Genomic DNA, 24,940 nt, shown 5'->3' with positions numbered 1-24,940 from the left:
CAGTGCGCGGAACCCACACCCACACGGTCCCCACCCACCTCCGGCGTCCATTCGGACGCCGTCCTTATACTCACCGCCCGCACCTCTTCACCGTCGCGGCCGCGACCGCGGCCCTTCTGGTGTCCGCGGCAGCCGGACAGGCCCAGGCGGTGGCGTCGAACGTCTCCGCGCGAGCCGCCGCGGCGGTCAGCTCGCCCACCGACTACTGCGCGGATCAATGCTCCGACATCCTCCCGCCCGGGGAGAACGGGGCCGAGACCCTCGCCGACATCATCCTGTTCAAGCTGTTCGGCACCCGCCCCTCGAACAACAACGATCAGCTGACCAAGTACGACAACCTGGTGAACTCGTACACCGGGCTGACGACGTCTCAGATCAACAACTTCTACAACGACTCCTCCTACGGAGTACCGCCCGCCAACGTCACGCGCACCGAGACGCCGGAGACCGGCGTCACGATCCTGCGGGACACCGCCGACATCCCGCACATCTACGGTCAGACCAGGGCCGAGGCGGAGTTCGGGGCCGGATACGCGGGCGCCGAGGACCGGTTGTGGGTCATGGACCTGTTCCGGCACATCGGGCGGGCCGAGCTGACCTCCTTCGCCGGCGGCGCGCCCGCGAACCGCGGCCTCGAGCAGAACGTCTGGCGCACCGCGCCCTACACCGAGGCCGACCTCCAGGCGCAGGTCAACGCGCTGGCCGCGGACGGCGCCCGCGGCGCGCAACTCAAGGCGGACGCGGACGCCTATCTGGCCGGAGTCAACGACTACATCTCGGTGGTCCGGGCCGCCAACGACTTCCCCGGCGAGTACGACCTGACCGGGCAGTCGATGTCGAACTTCACCGAGACCGACCTGATCGCCATCGCCGGCGTCATCGGCGGCCTGTTCGGCAACGGCGGCGGCACCGAGGTGCAGTCCGCCCTGGTCAAGGAGGCGGCCGAGTCCGCGTATGGGGTCACCCAGGGCGACGCGATATGGGCCGCGCTGCGCGAGCAGAACGACCCGGAGGCGACGCTGACCCTGCACAACGGCCAGAGCTTCCCCTATGGCGAGACCTCCGGCACCGTCACCGGCACGGCGATGCCTGATGCGGGCTCGGTCCAGGGCGTCAATGTCGTGCAGAACGCGACCGGCTCCGCGAGCAGCAGCGCCGTAAAGGCATCGGCTGCTGTGAAGGCCGCGACCGCTGCCGCGACCACGAAGGCTGTACAGGCCGCGGACGCGAAGCTCGCCGCTAAGCTGCCGTCCTCCCTGCGCGCGAAGGCGAGCGGAAAGCTCAGCTTGCTCAACGGCATGTACAACAACGGTGCGGCGCCCGGCGTGGACTTTCCCGCGCCCGGACAGCAGCATCCCGGCATGTCCAACGCGCTGGTCATCTCCGCGGCTGACAGCGCGTCAGGCCACCCGATCGCGGTGTTCGGTCCGCAGACCGGCTACTTCGCCCCGCAGCTGCTGATGCTGGAGGAGATCGAGGGGCCTGGCATCAGTGCGCGCGGAGCCGCCTTCTCCGGATTCAACCTGTACGTGGAGCTCGGCCGCGGCCCCAGCTACTCCTGGAGCGCCACATCCAGCGAGCAGGACACTACCGACACGTACGCGGTCACGCTGTGCAACGCGGATGGCTCAACGCCGACCACTAGCTCGACCTCGTACATGTACCACGGTGTTTGCACGCCGATGGACAAGCTGGTGGCTCACGATTCGTGGAGCCCGACGGTCGCCGACAGCACCGCAGCCGGCTCATACGACCTGACGACGTATCGAACTAAGTACGGACTCGTCGACTACACCGCCACCGTCGGCGGCGTGCCCGTGGCGTATACGTCACTGCGCTCGACGTACATGCACGAGGCCGATTCCGCGATCGGCTTCCAGATGTTCAACGATCCAAGCGTCATGTCTACGCCGCAAGGCTTCGAGAGCGCGGCCGCGAACATCGGCTACGACTTCAACTGGTTCTACGTCAACTCGGCGCACGTCGCCTACTTCAACTCGGGCCTGAACCCGGTGCGCGCGGCCGGGACCGACCCGAACCTGCCGATGTGGGGGACCGCCGCCGACGAGTGGCAGGGCTTCGACCCGAGCAACAACACGGCCGCCTACACCCCGGCTTCGGCGCACCCCAACTCGATCGACCAGGACTACTACGTCAGCTGGAACAACAAGCAGGCCCTCGACTACAGCGCGGCCGACGGCAACTTCAGCTGGGGTGCGGTGCAACGGGTTGACCTGCTCGACCAAGGCGTGAAGAGCTACCTGGCGAGCGGAGCGAAGTTCACCCGCGCGGCACTGGTGCAGGTGATGGAGAAGGCGGCGCTGACCGACCTGCGCGGCAAGGAGGTGCTGCCGCTGCTGCTCCAGGTGATCAACAGCCAGCCGGTCACCGACGCGAACCAGAAGGCCCTGGTCGCCGAGTTGACGACCTGGCTCAACGCGGGGGCGACCCTCACGCCGACCGCGGCCGGTTCGAAGGCCTACCAGAACGCCGCCGCGATCCAGGTGTTCGACGCCTGGTGGCCGCTGCTGCTGCAGGCCGAGTTCCAGTCCGGCATGGGCACCAACCTGTTCAACGCGCTGGTCGGCGCGATGCAGGTCAACGAGTCCCCGTCGGGCGGCCAGCAGATCACCGTGAGCGGGACGGTCACCTCGTCCAACGAGGCGCAGCCGCACAAGGGCTCGTCGTTCCAGTTCGGCTGGTGGGGCTACGTCAGCAAGGACCTGCGCAAGACGCTCGGGCAGAGCGTGACCGACCCGCTGCCGGTCACGTACTGCGGCGGCGGGAGCCTGTCCGCCTGTCGCAGCGCACTGCTCAGCTCGCTGACGCAGGCCGCGGCCGAGTCCGCCGCGACGGTGTACCCGGGCGACTCGACCTGCTCGGCCGGCGACCAGTGGTGTGCGGACAGCATCATCCAGGACCCGCTCGGCGGTATCACCGACAGTCCGACGAACTGGCAGAACCGGCCGACCTTCCAGCAGGTCGTCGAGTACGCCTCTGGACCGTGACGGTGTTGCGATGATCTGATCAGCACAGAGCGGATTTCCGGACCGTGACCCGGTCCGGCCCGCCGCTGAACAAGTACGGCCGCTTCAAGGCGGCTACCTGGCACTCGGCCCAGGCCTCGAGGGGAGGCCTGGGCCGAGTGCTGTTCTGCCCCGCTACCCGCCCAGGCATGGGTCTCGAGGGAGACCTGGGCCGAATGCTGTTCTGCCCCACATCCGGCCCAGGCGTGGGTCTTCGAGGGGAGGACTAGGCCGAGTGCTGTGGTGCTGTGCTGCCTTGCCCCCGCCCAGGTGTGGGTGCGGCCGTGCGTGTGCAGTCCGCACTGGCAGGGGTTCGGCTCGGCTTCGAAGCATCCTTCTCCAAGCCGCACCGACAAAAAAGTTTGTCTTGACAAGAAGTGCCGTCGGTGGGACGGTGGAGCCATGTTCGAGGTGACGGTGATCGAGGATCCGGCGGCCGCAGAGGCCTCTCTGGATCCGATACGGGCGAAACTGCTGGCCGCCCTGTCCGAGCCCGGCTCGGCGACCACGCTGGCCGCCCGCGTCGGCCTGCCGCGGCAGAAGGTGAACTACCACCTGCGGGAACTGGAGCGGCACGGCCTCGTCGAGCTGGTCGAGGAGCGGCGTAAGGGCAACGTCACGGAGCGGGTGCTGCGCGCCACCGCGGCCGCTTACGTGATCTCGCCGGTGGCGCTGGCCGCCGTCCAGCCCGACCCCGGCCGCTCACCCGACCGGCTCTCCGCGCACTGGCTGCTCGCGCTCGCCGCCAAGCTGGTGCGCGACGTGGGCGAACTGCTGACCGGTTCGGCCAGGGAACGCAAGCCGGTCGCGACCTTCGCCCTGGACGGCGAGGTGCGCTTCGCCTCCGCCGCCGACCGCGCCGCCTTCGCGCAGGAGCTGGCCTCCGCCGTCGCGGCCCTGGTCAGCAAGTACCACGACGAGAACGCGCCGCGTGGACGGCCGCACCGTCTGGTGGTGGCGGTGCACCCGGTCGTCCGTCCCGGCGAACCGGCGACGCGGACCGAGCAAGGCCCCGAGACGGCGCACGACACACAGACCGAGGAATCCTGAAATGACGCACGAATTCGAGATCAGCGAGCAGATCGAGATCGAGGGCACCCCGGAGCAGATCTGGGACGCGATCGCCACCGGGCCCGGCATCGACTCCTGGCTCATGGGCCGCAACACCGTCGACGCGCGCGAGGGCGGGCGCACGAGCATGGAGATGGGCGGCTTCGTCTCCGAATCCACGGTCACCGTCTGCGATCCGCTCAAGCACTTCGCTTTTCGCGCCGATCCCGCGCCCGACGGCTCCTTCCACGCGTTCGAGTTCCTGATCGAGGCTCGCGACGGAGCCAGCACCGTGCTGCGATTCGTGCACAGCGGCTTCCTCGGCGAGGACTGGGAAGCCGAGTACAACGGCCTGCGCAGGGGCGACCCGATGTACCTCCACAAGCTCGCCCAGTACGTCAAGTACTTCTCCGGCCGGTACTCCGCGCCGATCGGCGGCTACGTCGGCGAGACGCCCGACCGGCAGCGCACGTGGGAGTTGCTGCACGCGGCGCTTGGCACGTCCGGCTCGGCGTCAGTGGGCGACGAGGTGCGTCTGACGCCGAGCGGGCTCGCTCCGATCGACGGTGTCGTGGACTACGTCAGCGAGGACTTCTTCGGAGTACGCACCGCCGATGCGCTCTATCGGTTCATCTACGGCTACAACGGGGCGGTCGTCCTCGGCCACCACATCTACGGCGAGCCCGGTCAGGCCGCGCCGGATGTGAAGGACGCTCAGGAGGCTTGGCAGACCTGGCTTGCCGGGGTGTTCGCGTAAGTTCATAGTTCTCTTCATCCAAAGTTCGGGTAACCCGCTCGTCGGGTAACCGGCTGCGCTGTGGTCCGAGTCGAGTAACCGACTCGGATCACAGCGTTATTACGGCAGGAGACAACGCGTAATAACGGCTGTCGCGGGCAACGAGGAAACCGGCCGCCCTGCTTGGCCGAGCCGAGAAGAGACTGAGATTCTGGCAATAAGTACGGAAAAGCTCAGGCCGATCGGTCCACGCCAGGTCGGCGGCCTTGTTAGCCTGGCGTGCGTGCCCAAGCTCGATGCCCCGAACGGCCGCGTAGTCCTGCCAGGTCCAGGCATCGGCGACGAGGTGACCAAGATCGACGCGAACAGCCCGGCCGCGCGCGGCGCGGCGCCGCAGCACCCGGTCTTCGAGGGCACGGCCTTTCAAGGCGCCGGTCCGCAAGGCCAGGGCTCGAGCGGCGCTGCGCGGGGCGAGGACGCGCCGCCGCGGTCCAGGCCGTTGTCGCGTCACCCGCACCAGCTCAAGCAGACCGACGAGATCACCGGGATCGAGTCGAGGTCCGCGGCCGTGGCGGCCAAATCCGCGGCGAAGGCGGCGAAGCCGGAGGCCGAGCCGGAGGTCCATACCGACCCGGAGGCCGAGCCCGAACCTGTGATCATTGCGGAATCGATCATCGCGGCCGAGGCGGCTAAGGGTGCCGGCTCCGAGCTTCTGCCGCCAGGCGAGGGCGAGCGCATCAGGGTGGGCGACGTCAGCAGTCGTCCGTACCGCCCGCGCGACCTGTTGCGCATCGCCCGCGAGCTGGTTGTGCAGACCTATCGGCGCGGCGTCGAGATAGAACTGATGCACCGCGCGTTCGGTTTCGCGGCCCTGGGCTTCGTGACCCTGGTGCCGCTGCTGATCGTCGTGGCCGCCGCGGCGCCGCTCAACGGCCGCAGCTTCCCGGCCTGGGCGATCGCCGGGCTCGGCCTGTCCGGCCGGGCGGCCAGCTCGGTCAACGGCCTGTTCGGCCCGGCCGCCCGGGTGCTGTCCACCACCACCGCGCTCAGCGCGGGCGTGCTGGCGGTCTTCGGCCTCTCCTTCGTCTCGGTGGTGCAGACCGGGATGGCGCGGGTCTGGGAGCTGCCGGCCGCGCGGCTGCTGTCCGTGTGGCGGCAGGCGATCTGGCTGGCCGTGCTGATCGGACTGCTGATCGTCGGCGCTGACCTGCTCGCGTTCCTGCACGACGGCTGGTTCATCACGACGCTGCGATGGTGCGCGACGGCCGCCGGCGCGCTCACCTTCTTCTGGTGGACTCAGCACTTCCTGCTGGAGAGCCGGGTGCCGTGGCGCGCCCTGTTGCCGGGGGCGGTGCTCACCGTGGCAGGCCTGGTCGGGCTGCGCATCTTCTCCGCGGTGATCTTCGGCCCGCTGATCGTTTCGAGCGCTATCACCTACGGCGCGATCGGCGCGGTGCTCATCGTGGTGTCCTGGCTGATCGGCATCGGGTATGTCATATTCGGCGCCGCGCTGCTCGGCCGGGTCATCTACGAGGCGTTCGGGGGCGAGCGCAGGTGAGCGACCTCGGGTCCACGCCTGAGGAGCGCTTCGACCGGCTGGTCGGCGAGCTGATCGACCGGCCCGGGGTCAGCTACGGCAAGGACGAGCCGGGCACCGCCAACCGCTTCGGCTCGAACGCGCTGAAGATCGGCGGCAAGATCTTCGCGATGCTGGTCCGTGGCGCTCTCGTGGTGAAACTGCCGCGCGCGCGGGTGGACGAGCTGGTCGACGCGGGGGAGGGGGTCCGTTTCGACCCGCGCGGCGGCCGCCCGATGACCGAGTGGCTGGTGCTCGACCCGGACTCGCAGCTGGGCTGGCTGCCGCTGGCCGCGGAGGCGATGCAGTTCGTGACGCCGAAGGCGAAATCGGGCACAGCGCCGAAGGCGAAGTCGAGTACGGCATCGAAGGCCAAATCGGGCACGGCGCCGCAGGCGAAGCAGCCGAGGGGCTGATCAGCCGAGACGCGCGCGCTCCGAGTCGGTCAGCGCGGTCTCGCGGCCGAGGAAGGTGAGCACCCCCGGGTCCGCGACCGGCAGCTCACGGAAGCCGATCCGGTCGTAGAAGGCCCGCGCCGCTGTGTTCGCGGTGACCATCGCCAGGTGCACACGCTTCGCACCCGTCTTCGCCAACGCATCGAAGAACGTGTAAGCCAGCAACCGGCCGTATCCGCGCCCCTGGTACTCGGGCAGCAGGTCGATGTGCAGATGCGCCGGATAGTCCGCCATTTCCGGGACAATCATCCGCTCCGGCCAGTGCAGCAGGTACGCCATCTGCTCGTCACGGGTCGCCGGCTCACCCACCGGTGCTGGATGCCGCTCGGCCACCAAGGGAAGCCAGCGTTCGCGGAACTCCCTGACGAAGCGTGGCGTGTCCGAGGTGCCCAGGATGTAGCCGACCGCCCGCGTCCCGTCGTCGAGGACGAATGTCAGCTCAGGCTCCAGGTACGCGTACGGCGCGGCGAAGATGTTGGGCATGAGGTCCTGGTCCTCATACAGATGCCGGGCGTCGCCTCCGGCCTCAGCGGTCCGCATGCAGATGTCGAACAGTGCATCGCGGTCACTTGGGCGGTAAAGCCGTATTTGAGGCGCGGAGGGCGTCGGGTCGACGTCGTTGTTCATGCTGATCATCCTCCCAGCCAATTCCGGTTTACCCGTCGCAGCTCGCACATTCGGCTACCGCGCGACGTGTAGGCGAGATGTAGGCGCGTCCTAGCAGACTGTGTTCGGGGCGTCGGTGTGGCGTGAGCACGGGGCATGCCACACCGACGCAGGCGGCGTAACATTCCTGCATGGCCGCTGTAGACGGGGTATCCAGCGACAACAACCAGACAACCGAGACAACAGACACCGACCAGGGCACTGCCACCGATCAGAACGTGACGACCGATACACGCACCGCAATGAATGTGCTCGTACTCGGTCCGGTCGGGGTCGGCTATCCATTCCGCACACCCTCCTCCAACATCCTGCGTGCGGTCCTTGGCGCGCTCGCGCTGGCCGGGCCGGGAGGGCTCTCCGCCGGGGAGCTGTTCGAGACCGTCTGGGGCTCGCGCGACGCCCGCTCCATGGACTCCACGCTCACCGTGAACATCCATCGCCTGCGTCAATGGCTGCGCACCTATGCGCACGGCCAGGTGTTGGTAACGCGCACGACGACGGGTTACGCGCTTGAGCTCTCCGGCGGCGACGTAGACGCCGACCGGTTCCTGCGTCTCGTCGACGCTGCCGAGCCGCTGGAGCCCGCCGCGAAGGCCGACGCGCTCGGTGCCGCGCTGGACCTGTGGCGCGGCCCGGCGCTCGCCGACGTTCCGGACGGAAGCGCCGACCAAGCCGCGGTGATGCGGCTGGAACTGCGGCGTGTGACCGCGATCGTCGACTATGCGCGCGCCCTGCTTGGCACGGGACAGCCGGAGCAGGCCGTGCACGCGCTGAGCCCCCTCGTGGAAAGCCACCCCCTCGACGAACGGGTGATCGGCGCCTGGATCGAGGCGCTGGCCGCCACCGGGCGACAAGCGGACGCCCTCGACGCCTACGAGCGGCTTCGGCTGCGGTTGCGCGACGAGATGGGAGCCGACCCGGGTCGTGCGCTGAGCCAGGCGCTCACGCGCGTGCTGCGCCAAGAGGTCGAACAGCCAGTTCTCGACGAAGAGATCGAGGAGCCCGAGGCCACCGCGAGTCGCGACGTGCTGACTCCCGCTCAGCTCCCTGCCGACACTTATGCGTTCACCGGACGCGGCGCAGTTCTCGCGCGCCTCGATGCGTTGACGCGTGACGCCGATTCGCCGGGCCACCGGTACCGCATCGCCACGCTGACTGGTGCCGGAGGCATCGGCAAGACCGCGCTCTCCGTCCACTGGGCGCACCGCGTCGCTCCGCTGTTTCCCGACGGCCAGCTTTACGCGAACCTGCACGGCTTCTCCTCCTCGGCGCCGGAGCGGCCGATCGACGTGCTCGGCCGGTTTCTGCGGGCGCTCGGCGTCACCGGCGGCAGCGTGCCCGTGGACGTTGAGGAAGCCGGCGCGCTGTTCCGCTCGCTGCTGGCGAATCGCCGAGTGCTGGTTCTACTCGATAACGCAGCCGACGTTGCGCAAGTGCGTCCCCTGCTGCCCGGGGCGGAAGCCTGCCGGGTGCTGATCACCAGCCGCGACCGGCTCGACGGCCTCGTCGCGCTGGACGGCGCGCAACCGATCAGCCTGGACGTGCTCACCGAGCGCGAGAGCGTCGACCTGCTCGTCCGGATCCTCGGCGAGCCGCGCACGGCGGCGGAACCGGAGGCGATCCTCGAGCTGGTGCGCGCCTGCGCAGGGCTTCCCCTGGCGCTGCGCATCGCCGCCGCCCAACTGGTCATCCACCCGGAGCGGTCGGTAGCCGAGCTGGTCGCGCAACTCGCCGAGGCACGGCTGGACGCGCTCGTGCTCGGCGGTGACGAATCCAGCCAGGTGCGCGCCGTCTTCGGCCTCTCCTACGTCCGGCTGGATCCGGAGGCCCAGCGGCTGTTCCGCACGATCGGCGCGATACCGCAAGTGGATCTGACCGTGGGATCGGCGGCAGCGCTGCTCGGCTGCGCCGCCGCGGAAGCGGAGCAGGTCCTCGACAGACTTGCTGCCGCGCACCTGCTCAGCGTGCATCTGCCGGGCCGCTACGACTGCCACGACCTGCTGCGCGACTACGCGGTCGAACGAGCGCGCGCCGAGGATGCCCCGGAAGAGCGGGAAGCCACCGCGCGCCGGCTGGCCACCTGGTACGAATCCGGGGTCGACGCGGCCGTAGCGCTGGTCTATCCGGACCGGGACCGGCTGCCGGCGATCGACCAGCCGGACCGGCCGGCCGAGCCCGCCTTCGATGTCGACTTCGCCGAGATCTCCGAGGCGCTGGGCTGGCTGCGCGCGGAGCATCGCAACCTGCTCGCCGTCATCGCCCACGCCGCCGAGCACGGCCCTCGCTCCAGCGCCTGGCGGATGGCCTTCGAGCTGCGGGCGCACTTCTACGGCGCGGAGCTGCACACCGACTGGTTCACCGTGGTGGCCGCGGCGCAGCGGGCGCTGGAGGGTGAGTCGCGCCCGCTCGGCATCGCGGCGCTCGGCACCATGCTCGGCGACGTTGCCCAGCTGCGCAGCGATCTTCCGCTGGCCAGGGGCCACTTCATGCGGGCGAGCGAGGCGGCGCACGAAGCCGGCTGGCTCGAAGGGGCCGCCACGGCCACCATGCGGCTCGGCCTGAACTACTTCGATGGCGGCGAGGTCGAGTCGGCGAAGGTCTGCTTCACCCGCAGCCTGGAGTGGTACCGCCGCAGCGGGTCGAAGGCCGGGGCGAACCGCGCGATGGGCAATCTCGGGCTGGTGCACTGCGAGACCGGCCCGTTGAGCGTGGCGATCGAACTGCTGTCGCAGTACCAGTCCGAGCAGGCGGAGCCGGACAGCGATTCCGCGCGCGTGCGGGCCCAGAAGCTATGCGTCCTCGGGTTCGCCTACTCGCTCGCCGGCGACTTCTCCGAAGCGCGCCGCCTGCTGGACCAGGCGCTCGACCTGGCCGAGGCCAACGGCGAGACTCGTAGCGCCAGGCTGGCGCACTGCGATCTGGTCGCCGTGCACTGCGCCCTGGGCGACTTCTCGCAGGCCCGCTACCACGCGACGCGGGCTGAATCGCTTGGCGAGCAGGCGGGGACGCCGCGCGCGATGACGCAGACCGACTATGCGTGGGGTCTGATTCACGAGGGCGAACGCGACTTCCCGCGAGCACTGGAGTACTACGACGAGGTGCTGCGCAAAGCCCTCAGCTTCGGCGACTCGGACCATGAGCTGTTGGCGCTATACAGCGGTGCCTCGGTGCGCCGCGCGCTCGGTGCGCTGGACGAATCGCTGCACGAGGCGCAGCAGGCGCTCGCGCTCAGCCACGAGCGAGGCTGCCGGGTGTACGAGACGCGAGCGCTCAATGAGCTCGCCGAGACGCACCTGGCGCTCGGCAACCTGGACCGGGCGCACCAGCACGCCGAGCGTTCGGCGGCGCTGAGCGCCGAGGTGGGCTGCCGGCTCGAGCAGGCCAAGGCGCTGCGGGTCCTCGGCGACGTCCTTCGGCTGGAGGTGGGGGAGCAGGCCGCGCTGCCGCATTGGCGCGAGGCCCACGCCTTGTTCGTCGAAATCGGCTCCCCCGAGGCGCGGCAGTTGGCGGTTCGCGGCGTCTGACGCAGGCCGGCGGGCGAGTTCCACGGACGTCGTCGCACCGTCACGCTGCGGCGCCGTCCAGCCGGTCGCCCATCGCGGCGAGGTCCGCGCTGATGCGCGCCGCGGTCGCGGTGAGCGCGGGCAGGATGACCTCGCGCGCGTGGTCGGCTTCGACCCGCCCGGCATGCATGGAGACGTTGACGGCGGCGACCACGCGGCCGCGGTGATCGCGAACCGGAGCCGCCATCGACCGCAGCCCTTCTTCAAGCTCCTGATCCACGAGCGCATATCCGTCCGCTGCGACGCGGCGCAACGTCTCCGCCAGGACCACCGGATCGGTGACCGTGAAGCGGGTCAGGGCCCTGAGGTCGGTCGCGGCGATCCGCGCCTCCCGCTCCGCCTCCGGCAGTCCGGCGAGCAGCACCCGCCCCATCGACGTCGCATACGCCGGAAACCGGGTGCCCACGGTGATGGCAGCCTGCATGATCCGACTGGTCGCGACGCGCGCCACGTACGAGATCTCCGATCCGCGCAGGACCGCGACCGAGGCCGACTCGTGCACCTGCCTGCTCAATTCCAGCAGGTGCGGGCGCACCAAGTCCTCCACGGTGCGCCCGCACAGCCGCGCGTATCCGAGTTCGAGCACCGACGGCAGCGGCGCGAACAGCCGGCCCTCGGGATCGAGGCAGTCGACGTATCCCTGTTCACGCAAGGTGATCAGGGCCCTGCGCGCGGTCGCCCGCGGCAGGCCGGTGACGTCGGCTACCGCGCTAAGCGTCATGCCGCCCCGTTTCGAGCCCAACGCGACTAGTACCGCGAGTCCGCGAGCCAGGGAACGAAGATAGTGCGGACCGAGGTCGCGCTTGGGCTCATCGATCGGCGCAGGAGCGGACGAGGCGACGCGCGGACCCGGACCCGAGCCGGATGCACGATGTGGCTCGGTTTGTAGGCGCGAGCCAGTCAATGCCTCCTGCATCCGCGCGGCGGTCTCGCGCAACCGGCCCAGGGCGTGCTCTCGCAGCGAGTCGGCCGAGTGCCTGCTGGAATGGCTCACCACGCTTACCGCGGCGACTACGCGTCCATCGGCTCGGTCAAGCACGGGCACCGCGATCGCGATCAGCCCCGGCTCGATCAGCTGGTCGTCCAGTGCCCACCCCTCCTTCGCGGCGGCGTTCGCGCGCTCGTCGAAGGCTGATTCGACCTCCTGGGGCGTCGGCCCGTCGGGGGCCGGAGGAAGTGGAAAGAACATTCGCGGCGGGCCCGATCCGACCAGGCGCCGCGACCAACGAGCGCGCTGTTCGGCCGACCATTGCGCCGCGAACAACGCGCCGGGGGCGCACCGCTCGGCGGGAAGCAGATCGCCGACCCGGAAGGAGAGCGTCATCGTCCGGCGCCGCGGAATCTGGATGACGAAACGCACGCCGTCTCCGTCGGGCACCGCCACCGACACCGACTCGTCCAGTTCGTCGGCGAGCCGCACGGCGAGCGGTTCCAGTACCTCAGACAGGCCACAGACGGCCAGGTAGGCGTCGCCGAACTGCATCGCGCGCGGGGCGAGCGAGAAGGCGCGCCCGTCGGATCGCAGAAAGTCCAGGCGGGTCAGGGTGCTGAGCACGCGGTCCACGGTCGAACGCGCGAGGCCGGTCTCGCGGACCAGGTCGCCCGGCCGTACCGCGTCGTCGGGACTCGCACAGATCGCACGCAGGACCGCGAGGCCACGCTCCAGCGGGGCCACTGACTCGGAAGCTGCTGACTCAGGAGCTCCAGACTCAGGTGCCCCAGACTCGGCAGCCACTGAGTCGGAACTCACCGATTCGGCAGTCACTGGCGCCACCTCCGCTCCTTCCGCCCAAGCCCTCCGGGATCAGATCACAAGCCGACCCGTTGACAACTGGCATAGCCGAGACGGAAACTCAGGGCAGCCGATTATGAACTTTAGTTCACCAGGCGAACACACTCAAGAGGCGGCGCGGCTCGATGCGCCACGGAACTCGCAACGCACGAAGCGGGAGCGGTGCATGGACAAGGTGGCGGCCTCGGCCGCGGCGGCGGTGGCCGATATCCCCGACGGCGCCTCGCTCGCGGTCGGCGGCTTCGGTCTCAGCGGCGTCCCGAATGTGCTGATCGACGCGCTGTACGCGGCCGGCCCGACCGGGCTTTCCGTCGTGTCCAACAACTGCGGCGTGGACGGCGGCGGCCTCGGCGTGCTGCTCGCCGCCCGCCGGATCTCGCGGGTCACCGGCTCGTACGTCGGCGAGAACAAGGAGTTCGCGCGGCAGTACCTGGCCGGGGAGCTGGAGGTCGAACTGATCCCGCAGGGCACGCTCGCCGAGCGGCTGCGGGCCGGCGGCTGCGGCATTCCGGCCTTCTTCACCCCGGCCGGCGTCGGCACCCAGGTCGCCGAGGGCGGACTGCCCTGGCGTTACGCGGCGGACGGCACGGTCGCGCTCGCCTCGCCGCCGAAGGAGGTGCGCGAGTTCGACGGCGCGCAGTACGTCCTGGAGCGCGGCATCGTCACCGACTACGCCCTCGTGCACGCCGCAAAGGGTGACCGCCACGGAAACCTGCTGTTCGCCAAGTCTTCCCGCAACTTCAACCCGCTGGCGGCCATGGCCGGCCGGGTCACCATCGCGGAGGTCGAGGAGCTGGTCGAGCCGGGCGAACTCGATCCAGACGAGGTGCACCTGCCGGGCGTGTTCGTGCAGCGGATCGTGGTGCTCAGCCCCGAACAGGCCGCGGACAAGCGGATCGAGCGGCGTACCGTGACCGTGCCGCATGCGGACCCTGATGTGGCCCCGGCGAAGTCAGCCCAGGCGAATTCGACCACTGCAAACGGAACGGCGGGCATCTGATGGCTTGGACCCGCGAGCAGATGGCAGCCCGCGCGGCTGCCGAGCTGACCGACGGCGAATACGTCAACCTCGGCATCGGCCTGCCGACGCTCATCCCGAACCACCTGCCGCCCGGCGTGCATGTCACGCTCCAGTCGGAGAACGGAATCCTCGGCGTCGGACCGTATCCGACCGCTGAGGCAGTGGACCCGGACCTGATCAACGCGGGCAAGGAAACCGTCACGGTGCTGCCCGGCGCGGCGTTCTTCGACTCCGCCCTCTCCTTCGGCATGATCCGCGGCGGCCACATCGACACCGCGGTGCTCGGCGCGATGCAGGTGAGCGAGCAGGGCGACCTGGCCAACTGGATGATCCCCGGCAAGATGGTCAAGGGCATGGGCGGAGCGATGGACCTCGTGCACGGCGCCCGGCGTGTCATCGTCCTGATGGAGCACACTACCCGCGACGGCGCCCCCAAACTGCTGGAGCGCTGCGCCCTTCCGCTCACCGGCCGCGCCTGCGTACACCGCGTCATCACCGACCTCGGCGTGCTCGACGTCACCGACAAGGGCTTCGTCCTGGTCGAGACGGCGCCCGGAACCACCGCCGACGACCTGGCCGCGCGCACGGCCGCCACCGTCATCGTCCCCTGATGCCATCGCAGGAGGTGTCCGCGTTGCTCAACCCGGACGTCGAGAAGCAATCCGACATAGACGCCGAGATCGAGGCGCTGCGTTCGGCGGCGCGGCGCGAAGGCGCGCAGCCAGGTTCGCAGCATTCGCCGCATCCGCGCCGCGACTACGCCCCGTACCGCAGCAGCATTCTGCGGCACCCGAAACAGAGCCCGATCGAGATCACCGATCCCGAGGCGGCCGAGCTTTACGGTCCGGTCTTCGGCGTCAGCGACGTCGCCGCCCTGGACGCGGACCTGACCCGGCAGCACCGCGGCGAACCACTGGGCGAGCGCATCACGGTCACCGGCCGCATCCTTGACCGGCACGGCAGACCCATCCGCGGCCAACTCGTCGAGATATGGCAGGCCAACGCCTCAGGTCGCTATGCCCACCAACGCGACCAACACCCGGCGCCGCTCGACCCGAACTTCACCGGGGTCGGCCGCTGCCTGACCGACGGCGACGGCCGTTATCAGTTCACGACGATCAAGCCGGGCCCGTACCCCTGGCGCAACCACCTCAATGCCTGGCGGCCCGCACACATCCACTTCTCGCTGTTCGGCACCGCGTTCACGCAGCGGCTGATCACGCAGATGTACTTCCCCGGCGATCCGCTGTTCCGCTACGACCCGATCTACCAATCGGTCGTCGACGACGCCGCGCGCGAGCGGCTTGTCGCGGCCTACGACCACGACCTGTCCAGTCCGGAATGGTCGCTGGGCTACCGCTGGGACATCGTGCTCGACGGCCCGGCCGCGACGCTGTTCGAGCCCGGCGATTCGAACGGAGCAGGGCTTTGATGACCGCCGAACCGAATACCCCGGCGACGCTCCCGGTCACGCCGTCGCAGACCGTCGGCCCGTTCTACGGCTACGCACTGCCCTTTGCGCGCGGTGGCGAGATGGCGCCGGCCTCGCATCCCGACGCCGTCACCGTCCACGGATACGTGCTCGATGGCGCGGGCCTGCCGATCCCCGACGCGCTGCTGGAGTTCTGGCAGGCTGGTCCCGACGGCTCGCGGACGGGCGCCCCCGGTTCACTGCGCAGCGACCAGACCACGGGTGTGCTCCTCGGCCGCGATCACACCCGATTCACCGGCTTCGGCCGCGTCGCCACCGATGCCGACGGGCACTACGCGCTACGAACCCTCATTCCCGCCGCACTGGGCGCATCAGCCCCCTACCTCTCCGTCTGCGTTTTCGCGCGGGGGCTGCTGCACCACCTGTACAGCCGCGTCTACTTCTCCGACCTGGAAAGCGCGAACGCCGCCGATCCGCTGCTCGCATCGCTCGAACCGCGCCGTCGGGCAACCCTGATTGCCCAATCGGAGGGAGCGCGGACGTATCGCTTCGACGTGCGCATTCAGGGAGGTGATGGTGATGAGGCCGACGCCGAGACGGTATTTCTCACCTTCCCCATGGGATGACGATCCGCTGGGCACGCTGCTGGAAACCGAGGCCGCGCTGGCCAGGGCCAAGGCCAAGCTCGGCCGGATCCCACAGGCCGCCGCTGACGCGATCGTGCGCGCGACGCAGCAGCGATACGACTACAACGAGGTGCGCGATTTCGGCGAGGAGCACGCGACCATCGTCGTGCCCTTAGTCGAGCGCCTGCGCTCGCAGCTGCCGCAGGAGTATCACCAGTACCTGCACAAGCCCGCGACCAGTCAGGACATCATCGACACAGCGCTGATGCTCCAAGCGTCACGGAACATCGGCCTCACCGTGCCGCTGCTTGATCGATGCGTCACGGCCGTCCGCGGCTTGGCGACCGAATTCGGCGAGACGCCACAGCGCGCCCGCACCCTGCTTCAACCGGCCCTGCCCAGCACCTTCGGCAATCTCCTGGCTTCCTGGCAATCAGCCGTCGAAGACGCCCGCGCGCGCCTGGCCACCGTGCACAAGCAATCCCTCGCGGTCCAGCTCGGCGGCCCGATCGGCGACCTCGACGATCCCGAGCTGGTTCGCGCCTTCGCTGCCGAACTTGGGCTCACGGCTCCGGAACGCCCCTGGCACACCGTGCGTACGCGCGTCGTGGACCTGGCCACCGCGCTCGGCCTGACCATCGGCGCGCTGGCCAAGATCGGCGTAGACGTGATCACGCTGTCACAGCCCGAGCTCGGCGAGCTGGAAGAGGGCGCGCTGGGCTACTCCTCGTCGATGCCTGACAAGCGCAACCCGGCCCGCTCCGTCCAGCTGGTCGCCCTCGCCCAGCGCGCACCCGGCCTCGTCGCGACCGTCTTCTCCGCGCTGCCGCAGGAACTGCACCGCGCCGCCGGACGCTGGCAGTCCGAAGACGCCGCCGTCAGGGACCTGCTGGTCCTCACCGGCAAGGCCGCACACCACGCGGTCACGTTGCTCGAAGGCCTCAAAGTCGCTCCGGACCGAATGAAGGCGAACCTCGATGGCTGACCGCCCGCTGCTCCACTACCGCCGCGACGGCCGCGAGGAAGCCGAGGCCGAGCGGCCGCCGCTGATCCTCGGTCCCTCCATCGGCACGAGCTTACGGCTCTGGGACGAGGTCGTTCCCGCACTCGCGGCCGACCACACCGTGATCCGGTACGACCTGCCCGGCCACGGCCGCACGCCCGCGAGCGCGCTGCCCAGCCTCAAGCCCGACACGATCACCATCGCCGACTTGGCGCAGACCGTGCTCAACCTCGCCAACGCCCTCGGCATCAAGCGCTTCAACTACGCCGGCGTCTCGCTCGGCGGCGCGATTGGTATGTGGCTCGCCATCCATCGGCCCGAACGGATCGCCTCGCTCGCCGTGGTCTGCTCCTCCGCCCACTTCGGCGACCCGCAGTACTGGCAGGCGCGCGCGAAACTCGTCCGAGACGAGGGCACCGGCCCGGTCGCCGAAGCGGCACCAGGGCGCTGGTTCACCGAGCGCTTCGCCGCCTCCGGCGCGCCGATCGCCGAGGCGTTGCTGGACGACCTGCGCGGCGCCGACCCGGCCGGATACGCAGCCTGCTGCGACGCGCTCGCCGGGCTCGACCTGCGCGGGCAGCTAGGCGCGATCAGCGCTCCCACACTGGTGATCGCAGGCAGTGTGGACATCTCGACGCCGGTGGAGCACGCCCGCGAACTGGCCGACGCGATCCCCGGCGCCAAGCTGCTCGAAGTAGCCGACGCCGCCCACCTCGCCTGCGTCGAGCAGCCGCGGACCGTCGCGGAGGCACTGCGCTCCCACTTCGCCGCCGAGGCAGTCGCGGTGCCGAATGCCGAGTCGGCTGCCGAGCCTGCCGGCCAGCCGAATGCGAACCCTGCCACCGGCCGCGACGCGGGAATGGCCGTGCGCCGCGCCGTGCTCGGTGACGCGCACGTGGACCGCGCGATCGCGAACACCACCGACTTCACCGCCGATTTCCAGGACCTCATCACGCGGTACGCGTGGGGCGAGATCTGGACCAGGCCCGGACTCGACCGCCGGATGCGCAGCGCCGTCACGCTCACCGCGCTGGTAGCGCACGGGCATCTGAGCGAGCTGGCCATGCACCTGCGCGGAGCACTCAACAACGGGCTCACCCGCGCGGAGATCGGCGAAATTCTGCTGCAGACCGCCGTTTACTGCGGGGTCCCGGCGGCCAACTCGGCCTTCGCCGTCGCCCAGCAGGTGTTCGCGCAGCTCGACACCGAATCAGAAGCCTGAACGCAGAGGGGGATGGCGACGTGCGTACCAGCGTCGGGATCATAGGCGCCGGACCGGCCGGCCTGCTGCTATCACATCTGCTGCGCCAGGCCGGTATCGAGAACGTGGTGCTGGAGAACCGGACCCGCGACTATGTCGAGCACCGGCAGCGCGCCGGAGTGCTGGAGCAGAACACCGTCGACGCGCTGCGTTCCAGCGGCGCCGGCGAGCGGATGGACCGCCTCGGCCTGCGGCATGACGGCATCGAGCTGCGCTTCGCCCGCGAAGGGCACCGCGTGGACTTCCCATCGCACACCGGCGGCCGCAGCGTCATGGTCTACGCGCAGACCGAGGTCGTCAAAGACCTGATCGCGCTCAGCGAGCGCCAGGGCGGCACGATCCGGTTCGAGGCCGAGGCGCTCGCGATCGAGAAGGCGGACACCGGCAGTCCCCTGATCCGCTACCGCCACGAGGGCGCCGAGCACACCCTGGAGTGCGACATCGTCGCGGCCTGCGACGGCTTCCACGGCATCGGTCGGCAGTCGATGCCGCCCAGCCTGCTGCGCACGTGGTCACACGAGTATCCCTTCGCCTGGCTCGGAATCCTCGCAGACGTGCCGCCGTCCTGCGACGAGCTCATCTACGCCAACCACGAACGCGGCTTCGCGCTGCACAGCATGCGCTCGCCGCAAGTGAGCCGGCTGTATCTGCAGGTCGCCCCGGATGAGGACCTGAACGCCTGGCCGGACGAGCGGATCTGGGCCGAACTCGACGCCCGCTTCGAGCTGCCCGGCTGGAGCCTCGAACACGGCCCGATCACCGAGAAGGGGATCACGCCGATGCGCAGCTTCGTCGCCGAGCCGCTGCGGTACGGCCGCCTCTTCCTCGCCGGAGACGCCGCGCACATCGTCCCGCCGACCGGGGCGAAGGGCCTCAATCTGGCGGCCGCCGACGCGACACTGTTGGCCGCTGCGATCATCCAGGCCCACGACAAGGGCGACGAGAGCCTGCTCGACGCCTACTCGGAGACGGCGCTGCGCCGGGTCTGGCGTGCAGAGCACTTCTCGTACTTCATGACGACGATGCTGCACCGGGATCCGCACGCCGACGAGTTCGCGCACCGGCTCCAGCTTTCCAACCTGCGCTACATCGCCTCGTCCGAAGCCGCGGCCGCCTCGCTCGCCGAGAACTACGTCGGGCTGCCGGTCGTGTGAGCCGGGCGCCTCGCTACGCGACCTGTCCCGTCTTTCCGGGCACAGAGTCCCGATACGCATCCACTGCGCTGACCTGAAGGAACTCGACGACACTGCGGATCACCTCCGGCTCGCGCAGGATCCGGTTGTGCCCGAGGCCGTGCGTGCTCAGCAGTTCCGCGCCCTGCCACGCCGCGGCGATCGCCTTGCCCATGCCGAACGGGATCTGCTTGTCCTCGCGGTCGTGAATGACCAGCATCGAGGGAAGGTGCGCGCCGTCGAGGGGCGGTTCGGTGCGGAACCGCGCCTGCGCCCGCCCGACCGCGTCGAAGTCTGACATCGGTCGGCCGGTCCGAAGCTCCAGACGCCGCATGAGGCCGGTCCGGATGCGGTCGCCGAAGCCGAGCATCGCGGCGAATCCGCGCATGAACTGGGTCGGATCCGTCATCGGCGAGATGAGCACGAGCCGGCTCGTGGGCAGCCCGTCGAGCACCGTGAGGGCCGCGGACCCGCCGCCGAGCGAGTGCCCGATGACCGCGTGGGCGGGGCCGAAGGAACGGACCGCGGCGGCCAGCGCCGCCATGAACTCGGTGATGAGACTGCGATCGGCGCCGAAGCGGCCGGGGCCGGAATCGCCGTGGCTCGGCGCGTCGATCGCGACGACGCGGAACCCGGCGGCGGTCAGCGGCGCGACGAACGCCCCGAACTGACTGCGGTGACCGCCCCAGCCGTGCAGCAGATAGACCACCGGCCCGCCGAGACCCCAGACCTCTGCGACACAGGTCGGCCCCGGACCCTCCTGAAGCGGTAGCGTCACAAGGCGGCCCGGCGCGGCCGGGGCGGAGCGCGACCGGTCCGCGTGCCGCACGGTGCACCAGACACGTTCGGCCCAGCGCGCGCCAAGGCGCGGCGCGCAACGCTCCAGCGTGCCGAAGGCGGCACGGGTCGCGCGCTGACGCGACAGCAAAGAAGAACGAACGATCGTGCTTTTTTTGGCGGTTGAATCGGCCATTGGAATCTCCCGTTGAGTAGCGGTTGGTGGCTGAGGCGGGCGGATGATGTGCTAGCGGATCGATCGGTCGATCGGCGGCTACGTAACGCGCGACGTCACGCGTACCGCATCGATCAGTGCTTCAAAAGCGTGCCGCGCGCGGAGCTCCGCCTTAGGGTCGTTGAGCAGGCGACAAGCGTGGAAGAAGCCGAGCATGACGGAGTGAAGGTCGTGAGCGAACTGTTCCGCGTCGGCGTCCGGCCGGAACTGTCCCTCCGCGATGCCGGTGCGGAACATCTGGGCCACCGAGTCCGCGAAGTCCCTGTGGTCGCGTACGAGCTGGTCACGCACGGGCCCCGGCTGGTCGTCGAACTCCGCGGAGGCCGAGACGAACAGGCACTCGGAGCCGCCGTCCATGATCGTGTGCAGCCAGTGCTCGAACAACGCGCGCACCCGCTGCTCGCCGCGCGGCGCCTTGAGCGCGGGCCGCACGACCTCCTCGCTGAACAGGTCGCGGGCCCGTTCGAGCACCTGGAGCTGAAGCGATTCCTTGGACTTGAAGTGCGCGAACAGCCCGCTCTTGGACAGTTCGAGCCGGGCCGCGAGCGAGCCGATGGTCAGACCGGCCAGGCCGAGGCGGGCGGCCGTCCTGGTCGCCTCGTCCAGCACCGCCTGTCTGGTCGCCTCGCCCTTGCTCACCCGACTAGTCATAGCACGATCGTTCGTTCTGTGGAAGATCCGTTGGCCGACACGGTGATCGCGGTGAGGAGCAGACCATCGCGCACCAGCCAGCGTCCGGCGAATCCGAGCAGCGTGATCCCCGCCACGACCGGGCCCGGGACCAGCAGCCGTGCGTAGAAGGAACCGGATTCGAGGCTCGGCGCGCCGTCCGCTTCCGTCGCGAAGTCGATGCTCGCCTCCTCGAAGTCGAGCCAGCGGCCGGTCAGCGGAAACCACGCCTTGTACACCGACTCCTTCGCGCTGAACAGCAGCCGGTCCCAGTGCAGCGCGGGCCGATCCGCCGCGAGCCGCTTCAGACGCTCGCGTTCTTCCGCGACGGTGACCGTGGTCAGCACCTCCGGCGGCAGCGCCTCGTGCGGTTCCGCGTCCACGCCGATCGTCGCCAGCTGCGAGCTGCGAGCGACCACGGCCGCGCGGTACCCCGTGCAGTGCGTCATGCTGCCGACGATCCCGCCCGGCCACTGCGGGGCGCCGCGATCCCCGGGCAGGATGGCCACCGGAGCGATGCCGAGCCGGGCCAGCGCCGTGCGCGCGCAGTGCCGGACCGTGGTGAACTCGAGCCGCCGTTTTTCCACCGCCTGGGCGAGTTCCGCCTCTTCCTCGGGGAACAGCGCGGCCTCCGGGGGATCGGACCGCGCCTCGACGGCGACCACGCCGGGCGGCAGCAGCTCCTCGATCACACCCGCTCCTCGATCATGCTCGCAGTGTGTCAGGCGGAGCGCCGCTACCTCAAACAGCTGAGCCCGCCCGCGCCGATCGACACCGTGCAGGCGCACCAAACGTTCGTATGCTTCATTGAGGAATGATCGCGCCGCGCCCTACGATCGGCTGCGACCTGCCTAACAAACACGTAGAGACGAGGTGCGGTCGTCGTGGACGCGGATGTCATCGTGGTCGGAGGCGGGCTGGCCGGGCTGGTGGCGACCGCCGAGCTCGCCGACGCCGGGCGCCGGGTGATCCTGGTCGAGCAGGAGCCGGAGGCCTCGCTCGGCGGCCAGGCGTTCTGGTCCTTCGGCGGACTGTTCCTGGTCGACTCGCCGGAACAGCGCCGGATGGGCATCCACGACTCGCACGAGCTGGCCTGGCAGGACTGGATCGGCAGCGCCGGCTTCGACCGCGAAGAGGACTACTGGCCGCGGCGCTGGGCCGAGGCGTACGTGGACTTCGCCGCCACCGAGAAGCGGTCCTGGCTGCACGCCCAGGGCATCCGCCTCTTCCCGATCGTCGGCTGGGCCGAACGCGGCGGCTACCTCGCCGACGGCCACGGCAACTCGGTCCCGCGCTTCCACATCACCTGGGGCACCGGCCCCGGAGTCGTCGAACCCTTCGAACGGCGGGTGCGCGCGGCGGCCGTCGAGGGGCGGGTGCGATTCGCGTTCCGGCACCGCGTCGACGAACTGATCCTGAGCGACGGCGCCGTGACCGGCGTGCGCGGCACCGTGCTCGAACCCAGCGGCGTGCGCCGCGGCGCGCCCAGCTCGCGCACCGCGGCCGGCGAGTTCTCCTTCACCGCGCAGGCGGTCGTCGTTACCTCGGGCGGCATCGGCGGAAACCACGAGCTGGTCCGGCGAAACTGGCCCGCGCGGCTCGGCACGCCGCCGCGCAACCTGCTGAGCGGTGTTCCCGCACACGTCGATGGACGCATGCTGGAGATCAGCGACGCGGCCGGCGGCCGGGTGATCAACGGCGACCGGATGTGGCACTACACCGAGGGCATCACGAACTGGAACCCGATCTGGCCGCTGCACGGCATCAGGATCCTGCCGGGCCCTTCCTCGCTCTGGCTCGACGCGACCGGCCGCAGGCTGCCGGTGCCGCTGTTCCCGGGCTTCGACACGCTCGGCACGCTGGAACACATCATGCGCACCGGGCACGAGTACACCTGGTTCCTGCTCACCCAGAAGATCATCGAGAAGGAGTTCGCGCTCTCCGGCTCCGAGCAGAACCCCGACCTGACCGGGAAGAGCATCAGACAGCTACTCGGGCGGATCGGCCCGGGCGCCCCCGGCCCGGTCGAGGCGTTCAAGCGGCACGGGGTCGACTTCGTGGTCGCCGACTCGCTGCCGCGGCTCGTGGACGGGATGAACGCGCTGACGGACAAGCCGCTACTCGACCTGGCCGAGGTGACCCGGCAGGTGGAGGCGCGCGACCGGGAGATCGGCAACAAGTTCACCAAGGACCTGCAAGTTACCGCGATCCACGGCGCGCGGGCCTATCTGGGCGACCGGTTGATCCGGGTCGCCTCCCCGCACCGGCTGCTCGATCCGAAGGCCGGGCCGCTCATCGCGGTGAAACTCAACATCCTTACCCGCAAGTCGCTCGGCGGCCTGGAGACGGACCTGTCCGGCCGGGTGCTGCGCGTGGACGGACAGCCGCTGCCCGGTCTTTACGCAGCAGGCGAGGTGGCGGGCTTCGGCGGCGGCGGCATGCACGGCTACCGCTCACTGGAGGGGACTTTCCTCGGCGGCTGCCTGTTCTCCGGACGCACGGCCGGACGCGAGGCGGCGAAGGCCGTCGGCTAGCGCCCGGCGGCACCGGCGACCCGCCACTGCGGCAGGACTCTGATATGCTCGGGCGGATATTACAGAGTTCTGACTTTTGCCCGGCTGTGAAAGTTACATGCCGGCCAGGGGCCGATCACCCGGCGCGCGGCTCAGAAGCCGCCCTGGGCCGACCCTGAGGTCGAGCCGTGCGCCGGATCGGTCGTCGCGCTCAGGGAGTACGTGTCACCACTCGTATCGTGCGGGCTACTGTGCGAATACTGGGCCGCGAAGGTGAAGGTGCCGGGCTGGACGGTCTGTCCCGGTTTGAGGGTGAAAGTGTAAACCAGCCCGCTCGCGTCCGAGGTCACCGACACGTCGAACACGGACAGATCGTGGGTCGAGTAGTCGCGCTCCTGGGAGTAGCCCGCATTCGGCGTCGCCCGGATGATCACCTGGAGCGCGGTGACCGGGTCCGGGAGCGTGACGTACACGTCCTCTTCGGTCCACTGCGCGTTGCTGCTCGGGGCGACCGCGCTCGTCGCGCTGACCACGGAATTCCCCGCGGCCGGGTGCGACGCCGATGCGGACGCCGACGGGCTCTCGGCCGGGCCGGCCGGCTTCGTGGCCGTCTGAGCGCCTTGACTGGTCACCGAGCTGTGCGTTCCGGGGCCAGGCGAACCCGCCTGCTGCGAGGGGCCGCCTGCGCCGGACGGCGCGCCGCTGGCCGCAGGAAGGCCGCCGTTGCTTGTCGCGGCCCTCGGGGCAGAGTTCGGCTGGTTGTGCGTGACCGTCGCCGTCACCGCGACGGCGACCGTCGCGCACACGGCTGCCGCCGCGATACCTGCGGGAATGCCGGCCAGCCGCAGTCCCAGCACCGGGATGCGCACCCGACCGGCTCCACGTGCCCCGCCGCCATCCACCAGCCGCTGGTCGAGCAGTGTGCGGATGCGGTCGGTGTCCGGCTCGTAGCGGGCGTACTCGGTGTCCAGGACCTCGGTGAGCCACTCGCCGCCGTACGCATCGGTCGCGTGCGTGAGGCTCGCGCCGTCGTTCCCCGTTCGGCTGCCTGCGTCGTCCTTACGCGCCTTTCCTCGTACCGGATGCGTCATCGCCGCGCCGCCCCGTCCTCGGTGGCTCGGCCGCTCGGCCGCGCGCCCAGCAGGGTGGCCAGCTCGGCCACGCCCCGCGAGGTCTGGCTCTTGACCGTGCCGACGGAGATGCCCAGCGTCGCGGCGGTCTCCTGCTCGCTCAGCCCGTAGTAGTGCCGCAGCACGACGCAGGCCCGCTTACGCACCGGAAGGCGCCGTAGCGCTTCGCGTACGTCCGCGCTCGCGGCCAGGTCGGGTCCGTCCATCCGGTCCGTCCACGCCGCGCCGAGCAGCCGC

Annotated in this window: 21 protein-coding genes; 14 read left to right on the top strand and 7 right to left on the bottom strand. The window is 69.9% G+C overall.

The window, feature by feature from the left end; translation table 11 throughout:
- The first annotated feature begins 119 nt into the window (after positions 1-119).
- From VFA06_RS23235 to VFA06_RS23215, 5 genes are all read left to right on the top strand, one after another.
- Entirely contained in the window at positions 120-3,008 is a 2,889-nt protein-coding gene (locus tag VFA06_RS23235; RefSeq protein ID WP_324842812.1) for a penicillin acylase family protein, read from the top strand.
- Between the two features lie 420 nt (positions 3,009-3,428).
- A complete protein-coding gene (locus VFA06_RS23230) occupies positions 3,429-4,076 on the top strand; it encodes a helix-turn-helix domain-containing protein (protein ID WP_324842811.1) in 648 nt (215 codons plus the stop codon).
- A gap of 1 nt (position 4,077) precedes the next feature.
- Positions 4,078-4,833: an SRPBCC domain-containing protein gene (locus tag VFA06_RS23225; RefSeq protein ID WP_324842810.1), complete on the top strand. Its 756-nt coding sequence runs from the start codon at positions 4,078-4,080 to the stop codon at positions 4,831-4,833.
- A gap of 262 nt (positions 4,834-5,095) precedes the next feature.
- Positions 5,096-6,370, top strand: a complete 1,275-nt coding sequence (locus VFA06_RS23220) for a YihY/virulence factor BrkB family protein (protein WP_324842809.1) — start codon at positions 5,096-5,098, stop codon at positions 6,368-6,370.
- Positions 6,367-6,804, top strand: coding sequence for a hypothetical protein (locus tag VFA06_RS23215; RefSeq protein ID WP_324842808.1), 438 nt, complete (start codon positions 6,367-6,369; stop codon positions 6,802-6,804). Before VFA06_RS23220 ends, VFA06_RS23215 begins: the two co-directional genes overlap by 4 nt.
- Here VFA06_RS23215 and VFA06_RS23210 read toward each other — a convergent pair whose 3' ends face one another.
- The gene (locus tag VFA06_RS23210; RefSeq protein ID WP_349260313.1) at positions 6,805-7,470 is read right to left on the bottom strand and encodes a GNAT family N-acetyltransferase; all 666 of its coding nucleotides are present in this window, start codon (positions 7,468-7,470) and stop codon (positions 6,805-6,807) included.
- Between the two features lie 170 nt (positions 7,471-7,640).
- Here VFA06_RS23210 and VFA06_RS23205 point away from each other — a divergent pair, with 170 nt between their 5' ends.
- A complete protein-coding gene (locus VFA06_RS23205) occupies positions 7,641-11,033 on the top strand; it encodes an AfsR/SARP family transcriptional regulator (protein WP_324842806.1) in 3,393 nt (1,130 codons plus the stop codon).
- 40 nt (positions 11,034-11,073) lie between these two features.
- Here VFA06_RS23205 and VFA06_RS23200 read toward each other — a convergent pair whose 3' ends face one another.
- The gene (locus tag VFA06_RS23200; protein ID WP_324842805.1) at positions 11,074-12,747 is read right to left on the bottom strand and encodes an IclR family transcriptional regulator domain-containing protein; all 1,674 of its coding nucleotides are present in this window, start codon (positions 12,745-12,747) and stop codon (positions 11,074-11,076) included.
- A gap of 283 nt (positions 12,748-13,030) precedes the next feature.
- On the opposite strand from VFA06_RS23200, the gene VFA06_RS23195 reads away from it, so the two are divergent.
- The 7 genes from VFA06_RS23195 to VFA06_RS23165 are packed head-to-tail and all read left to right on the top strand — an operon-like array spanning position 13,031 to position 19,361.
- Positions 13,031-13,864 carry a CoA transferase subunit A gene (locus VFA06_RS23195; protein ID WP_324842804.1) on the top strand — a complete coding sequence of 278 codons (834 nt, stop codon included), beginning with the start codon at positions 13,031-13,033 and terminating at the stop codon, positions 13,862-13,864.
- The gene (locus VFA06_RS23190; RefSeq protein WP_324842803.1) at positions 13,864-14,496 is read left to right on the top strand and encodes a CoA transferase subunit B; all 633 of its coding nucleotides are present in this window, start codon (positions 13,864-13,866) and stop codon (positions 14,494-14,496) included. Before VFA06_RS23195 ends, VFA06_RS23190 begins: the two co-directional genes overlap by 1 nt.
- Entirely contained in the window at positions 14,496-15,317 is an 822-nt protein-coding gene (gene pcaH, locus VFA06_RS23185; RefSeq protein WP_324842802.1) for a protocatechuate 3,4-dioxygenase subunit beta, read from the top strand. Before VFA06_RS23190 ends, pcaH begins: the two co-directional genes overlap by 1 nt.
- Complete coding sequence (gene pcaG / locus VFA06_RS23180) at positions 15,317-15,943, top strand: protocatechuate 3,4-dioxygenase subunit alpha (RefSeq protein ID WP_324842801.1); 627 nt, start codon at positions 15,317-15,319, stop codon at positions 15,941-15,943. The genes pcaH and pcaG overlap by 1 nt, the downstream gene beginning before the upstream one ends.
- Complete coding sequence (locus VFA06_RS23175; RefSeq protein WP_324842800.1) at positions 15,897-16,928, top strand: lyase family protein; 1,032 nt, start codon at positions 15,897-15,899, stop codon at positions 16,926-16,928. Before pcaG ends, VFA06_RS23175 begins: the two co-directional genes overlap by 47 nt.
- Entirely contained in the window at positions 16,921-18,168 is a 1,248-nt protein-coding gene (gene pcaD / locus VFA06_RS23170; protein WP_324842799.1) for a 3-oxoadipate enol-lactonase, read from the top strand. The genes VFA06_RS23175 and pcaD overlap by 8 nt, the downstream gene beginning before the upstream one ends.
- Before the next feature lie 20 nt (positions 18,169-18,188).
- Positions 18,189-19,361 (top strand): 4-hydroxybenzoate 3-monooxygenase, encoded by a 1,173-nt coding sequence (locus VFA06_RS23165; RefSeq protein WP_324842798.1) that lies wholly within the window; start codon positions 18,189-18,191, stop codon positions 19,359-19,361.
- 13 nt (positions 19,362-19,374) lie between these two features.
- On the opposite strand, the gene VFA06_RS23160 is transcribed toward VFA06_RS23165, so the two are convergent.
- From VFA06_RS23160 to VFA06_RS23150, 3 genes are all read right to left on the bottom strand, one after another.
- Positions 19,375-20,307, bottom strand: a complete 933-nt coding sequence (locus tag VFA06_RS23160; protein WP_324842797.1) for an alpha/beta fold hydrolase — start codon at positions 20,305-20,307, stop codon at positions 19,375-19,377.
- A gap of 123 nt (positions 20,308-20,430) precedes the next feature.
- A complete protein-coding gene (locus tag VFA06_RS23155; RefSeq protein ID WP_324842796.1) occupies positions 20,431-21,042 on the bottom strand; it encodes a TetR/AcrR family transcriptional regulator in 612 nt (203 codons plus the stop codon).
- The gene (locus VFA06_RS23150; RefSeq protein ID WP_324842795.1) at positions 21,039-21,752 is read right to left on the bottom strand and encodes a 4'-phosphopantetheinyl transferase family protein; all 714 of its coding nucleotides are present in this window, start codon (positions 21,750-21,752) and stop codon (positions 21,039-21,041) included. The genes VFA06_RS23155 and VFA06_RS23150 overlap by 4 nt, the downstream gene beginning before the upstream one ends.
- A 192-nt stretch (positions 21,753-21,944) precedes the next feature.
- On the opposite strand from VFA06_RS23150, the gene VFA06_RS23145 reads away from it, so the two are divergent.
- Positions 21,945-23,594, top strand: coding sequence for an FAD-binding dehydrogenase (locus VFA06_RS23145; protein ID WP_324842794.1), 1,650 nt, complete (start codon positions 21,945-21,947; stop codon positions 23,592-23,594).
- Positions 23,595-23,725: 131 nt separating this feature from the next.
- On the opposite strand, the gene VFA06_RS23140 is transcribed toward VFA06_RS23145, so the two are convergent.
- Entirely contained in the window at positions 23,726-24,664 is a 939-nt protein-coding gene (locus tag VFA06_RS23140; protein ID WP_324842793.1) for a hypothetical protein, read from the bottom strand.
- The coding region (locus VFA06_RS23135) for a sigma-70 family RNA polymerase sigma factor (protein WP_324842792.1) at positions 24,661-24,940 on the bottom strand (280 nt) is incomplete at its 5' end. The genes VFA06_RS23135 and VFA06_RS23140, both read right to left, overlap by 4 nt.

The organism is Actinocrinis sp. (assembly GCF_035653575.1).
GTDB lineage: Bacteria > Actinomycetota > Actinomycetes > Streptomycetales > Catenulisporaceae > Actinocrinis.
Note: the sequence above shows the minus strand (reverse complement) of the source record. Positions and strands in the feature narration are given on the sequence as shown.

What these genes read in the sequence shown, in the direction of transcription:
- VFA06_RS23230 (WP_324842811.1), top strand. Translation starts at nt 3,429, where the DNA reads ATGTTCGAGGTGACGGTGATCGAGGATCCGGCGGCCGCAGAGGCCTCT.
- VFA06_RS23225 (WP_324842810.1), top strand. Translation starts at nt 4,078, where the DNA reads ATGACGCACGAATTCGAGATCAGCGAGCAGATCGAGATCGAGGGCACC.
- VFA06_RS23210 (WP_349260313.1), bottom strand. Translation starts at nt 7,470, where the DNA reads ATGAACAACGACGTCGACCCGACGCCCTCCGCGCCTCAAATACGGCTT.
- VFA06_RS23205 (WP_324842806.1), top strand. Translation starts at nt 7,641, where the DNA reads ATGGCCGCTGTAGACGGGGTATCCAGCGACAACAACCAGACAACCGAG.
- VFA06_RS23195 (WP_324842804.1), top strand. Translation starts at nt 13,031, where the DNA reads ATGGACAAGGTGGCGGCCTCGGCCGCGGCGGCGGTGGCCGATATCCCC.
- VFA06_RS23190 (WP_324842803.1), top strand. Translation starts at nt 13,864, where the DNA reads ATGGCTTGGACCCGCGAGCAGATGGCAGCCCGCGCGGCTGCCGAGCTG.
- pcaH (WP_324842802.1), top strand. Translation starts at nt 14,496, where the DNA reads ATGCCATCGCAGGAGGTGTCCGCGTTGCTCAACCCGGACGTCGAGAAG.
- pcaG (WP_324842801.1), top strand. Translation starts at nt 15,317, where the DNA reads ATGACCGCCGAACCGAATACCCCGGCGACGCTCCCGGTCACGCCGTCG.
- VFA06_RS23175 (WP_324842800.1), top strand. Translation starts at nt 15,897, where the DNA reads ATGAGGCCGACGCCGAGACGGTATTTCTCACCTTCCCCATGGGATGAC.
- pcaD (WP_324842799.1), top strand. Translation starts at nt 16,921, where the DNA reads ATGGCTGACCGCCCGCTGCTCCACTACCGCCGCGACGGCCGCGAGGAA.
- VFA06_RS23155 (WP_324842796.1), bottom strand. Translation starts at nt 21,042, where the DNA reads ATGACTAGTCGGGTGAGCAAGGGCGAGGCGACCAGACAGGCGGTGCTG.
- VFA06_RS23140 (WP_324842793.1), bottom strand. Translation starts at nt 24,664, where the DNA reads ATGACGCATCCGGTACGAGGAAAGGCGCGTAAGGACGACGCAGGCAGC.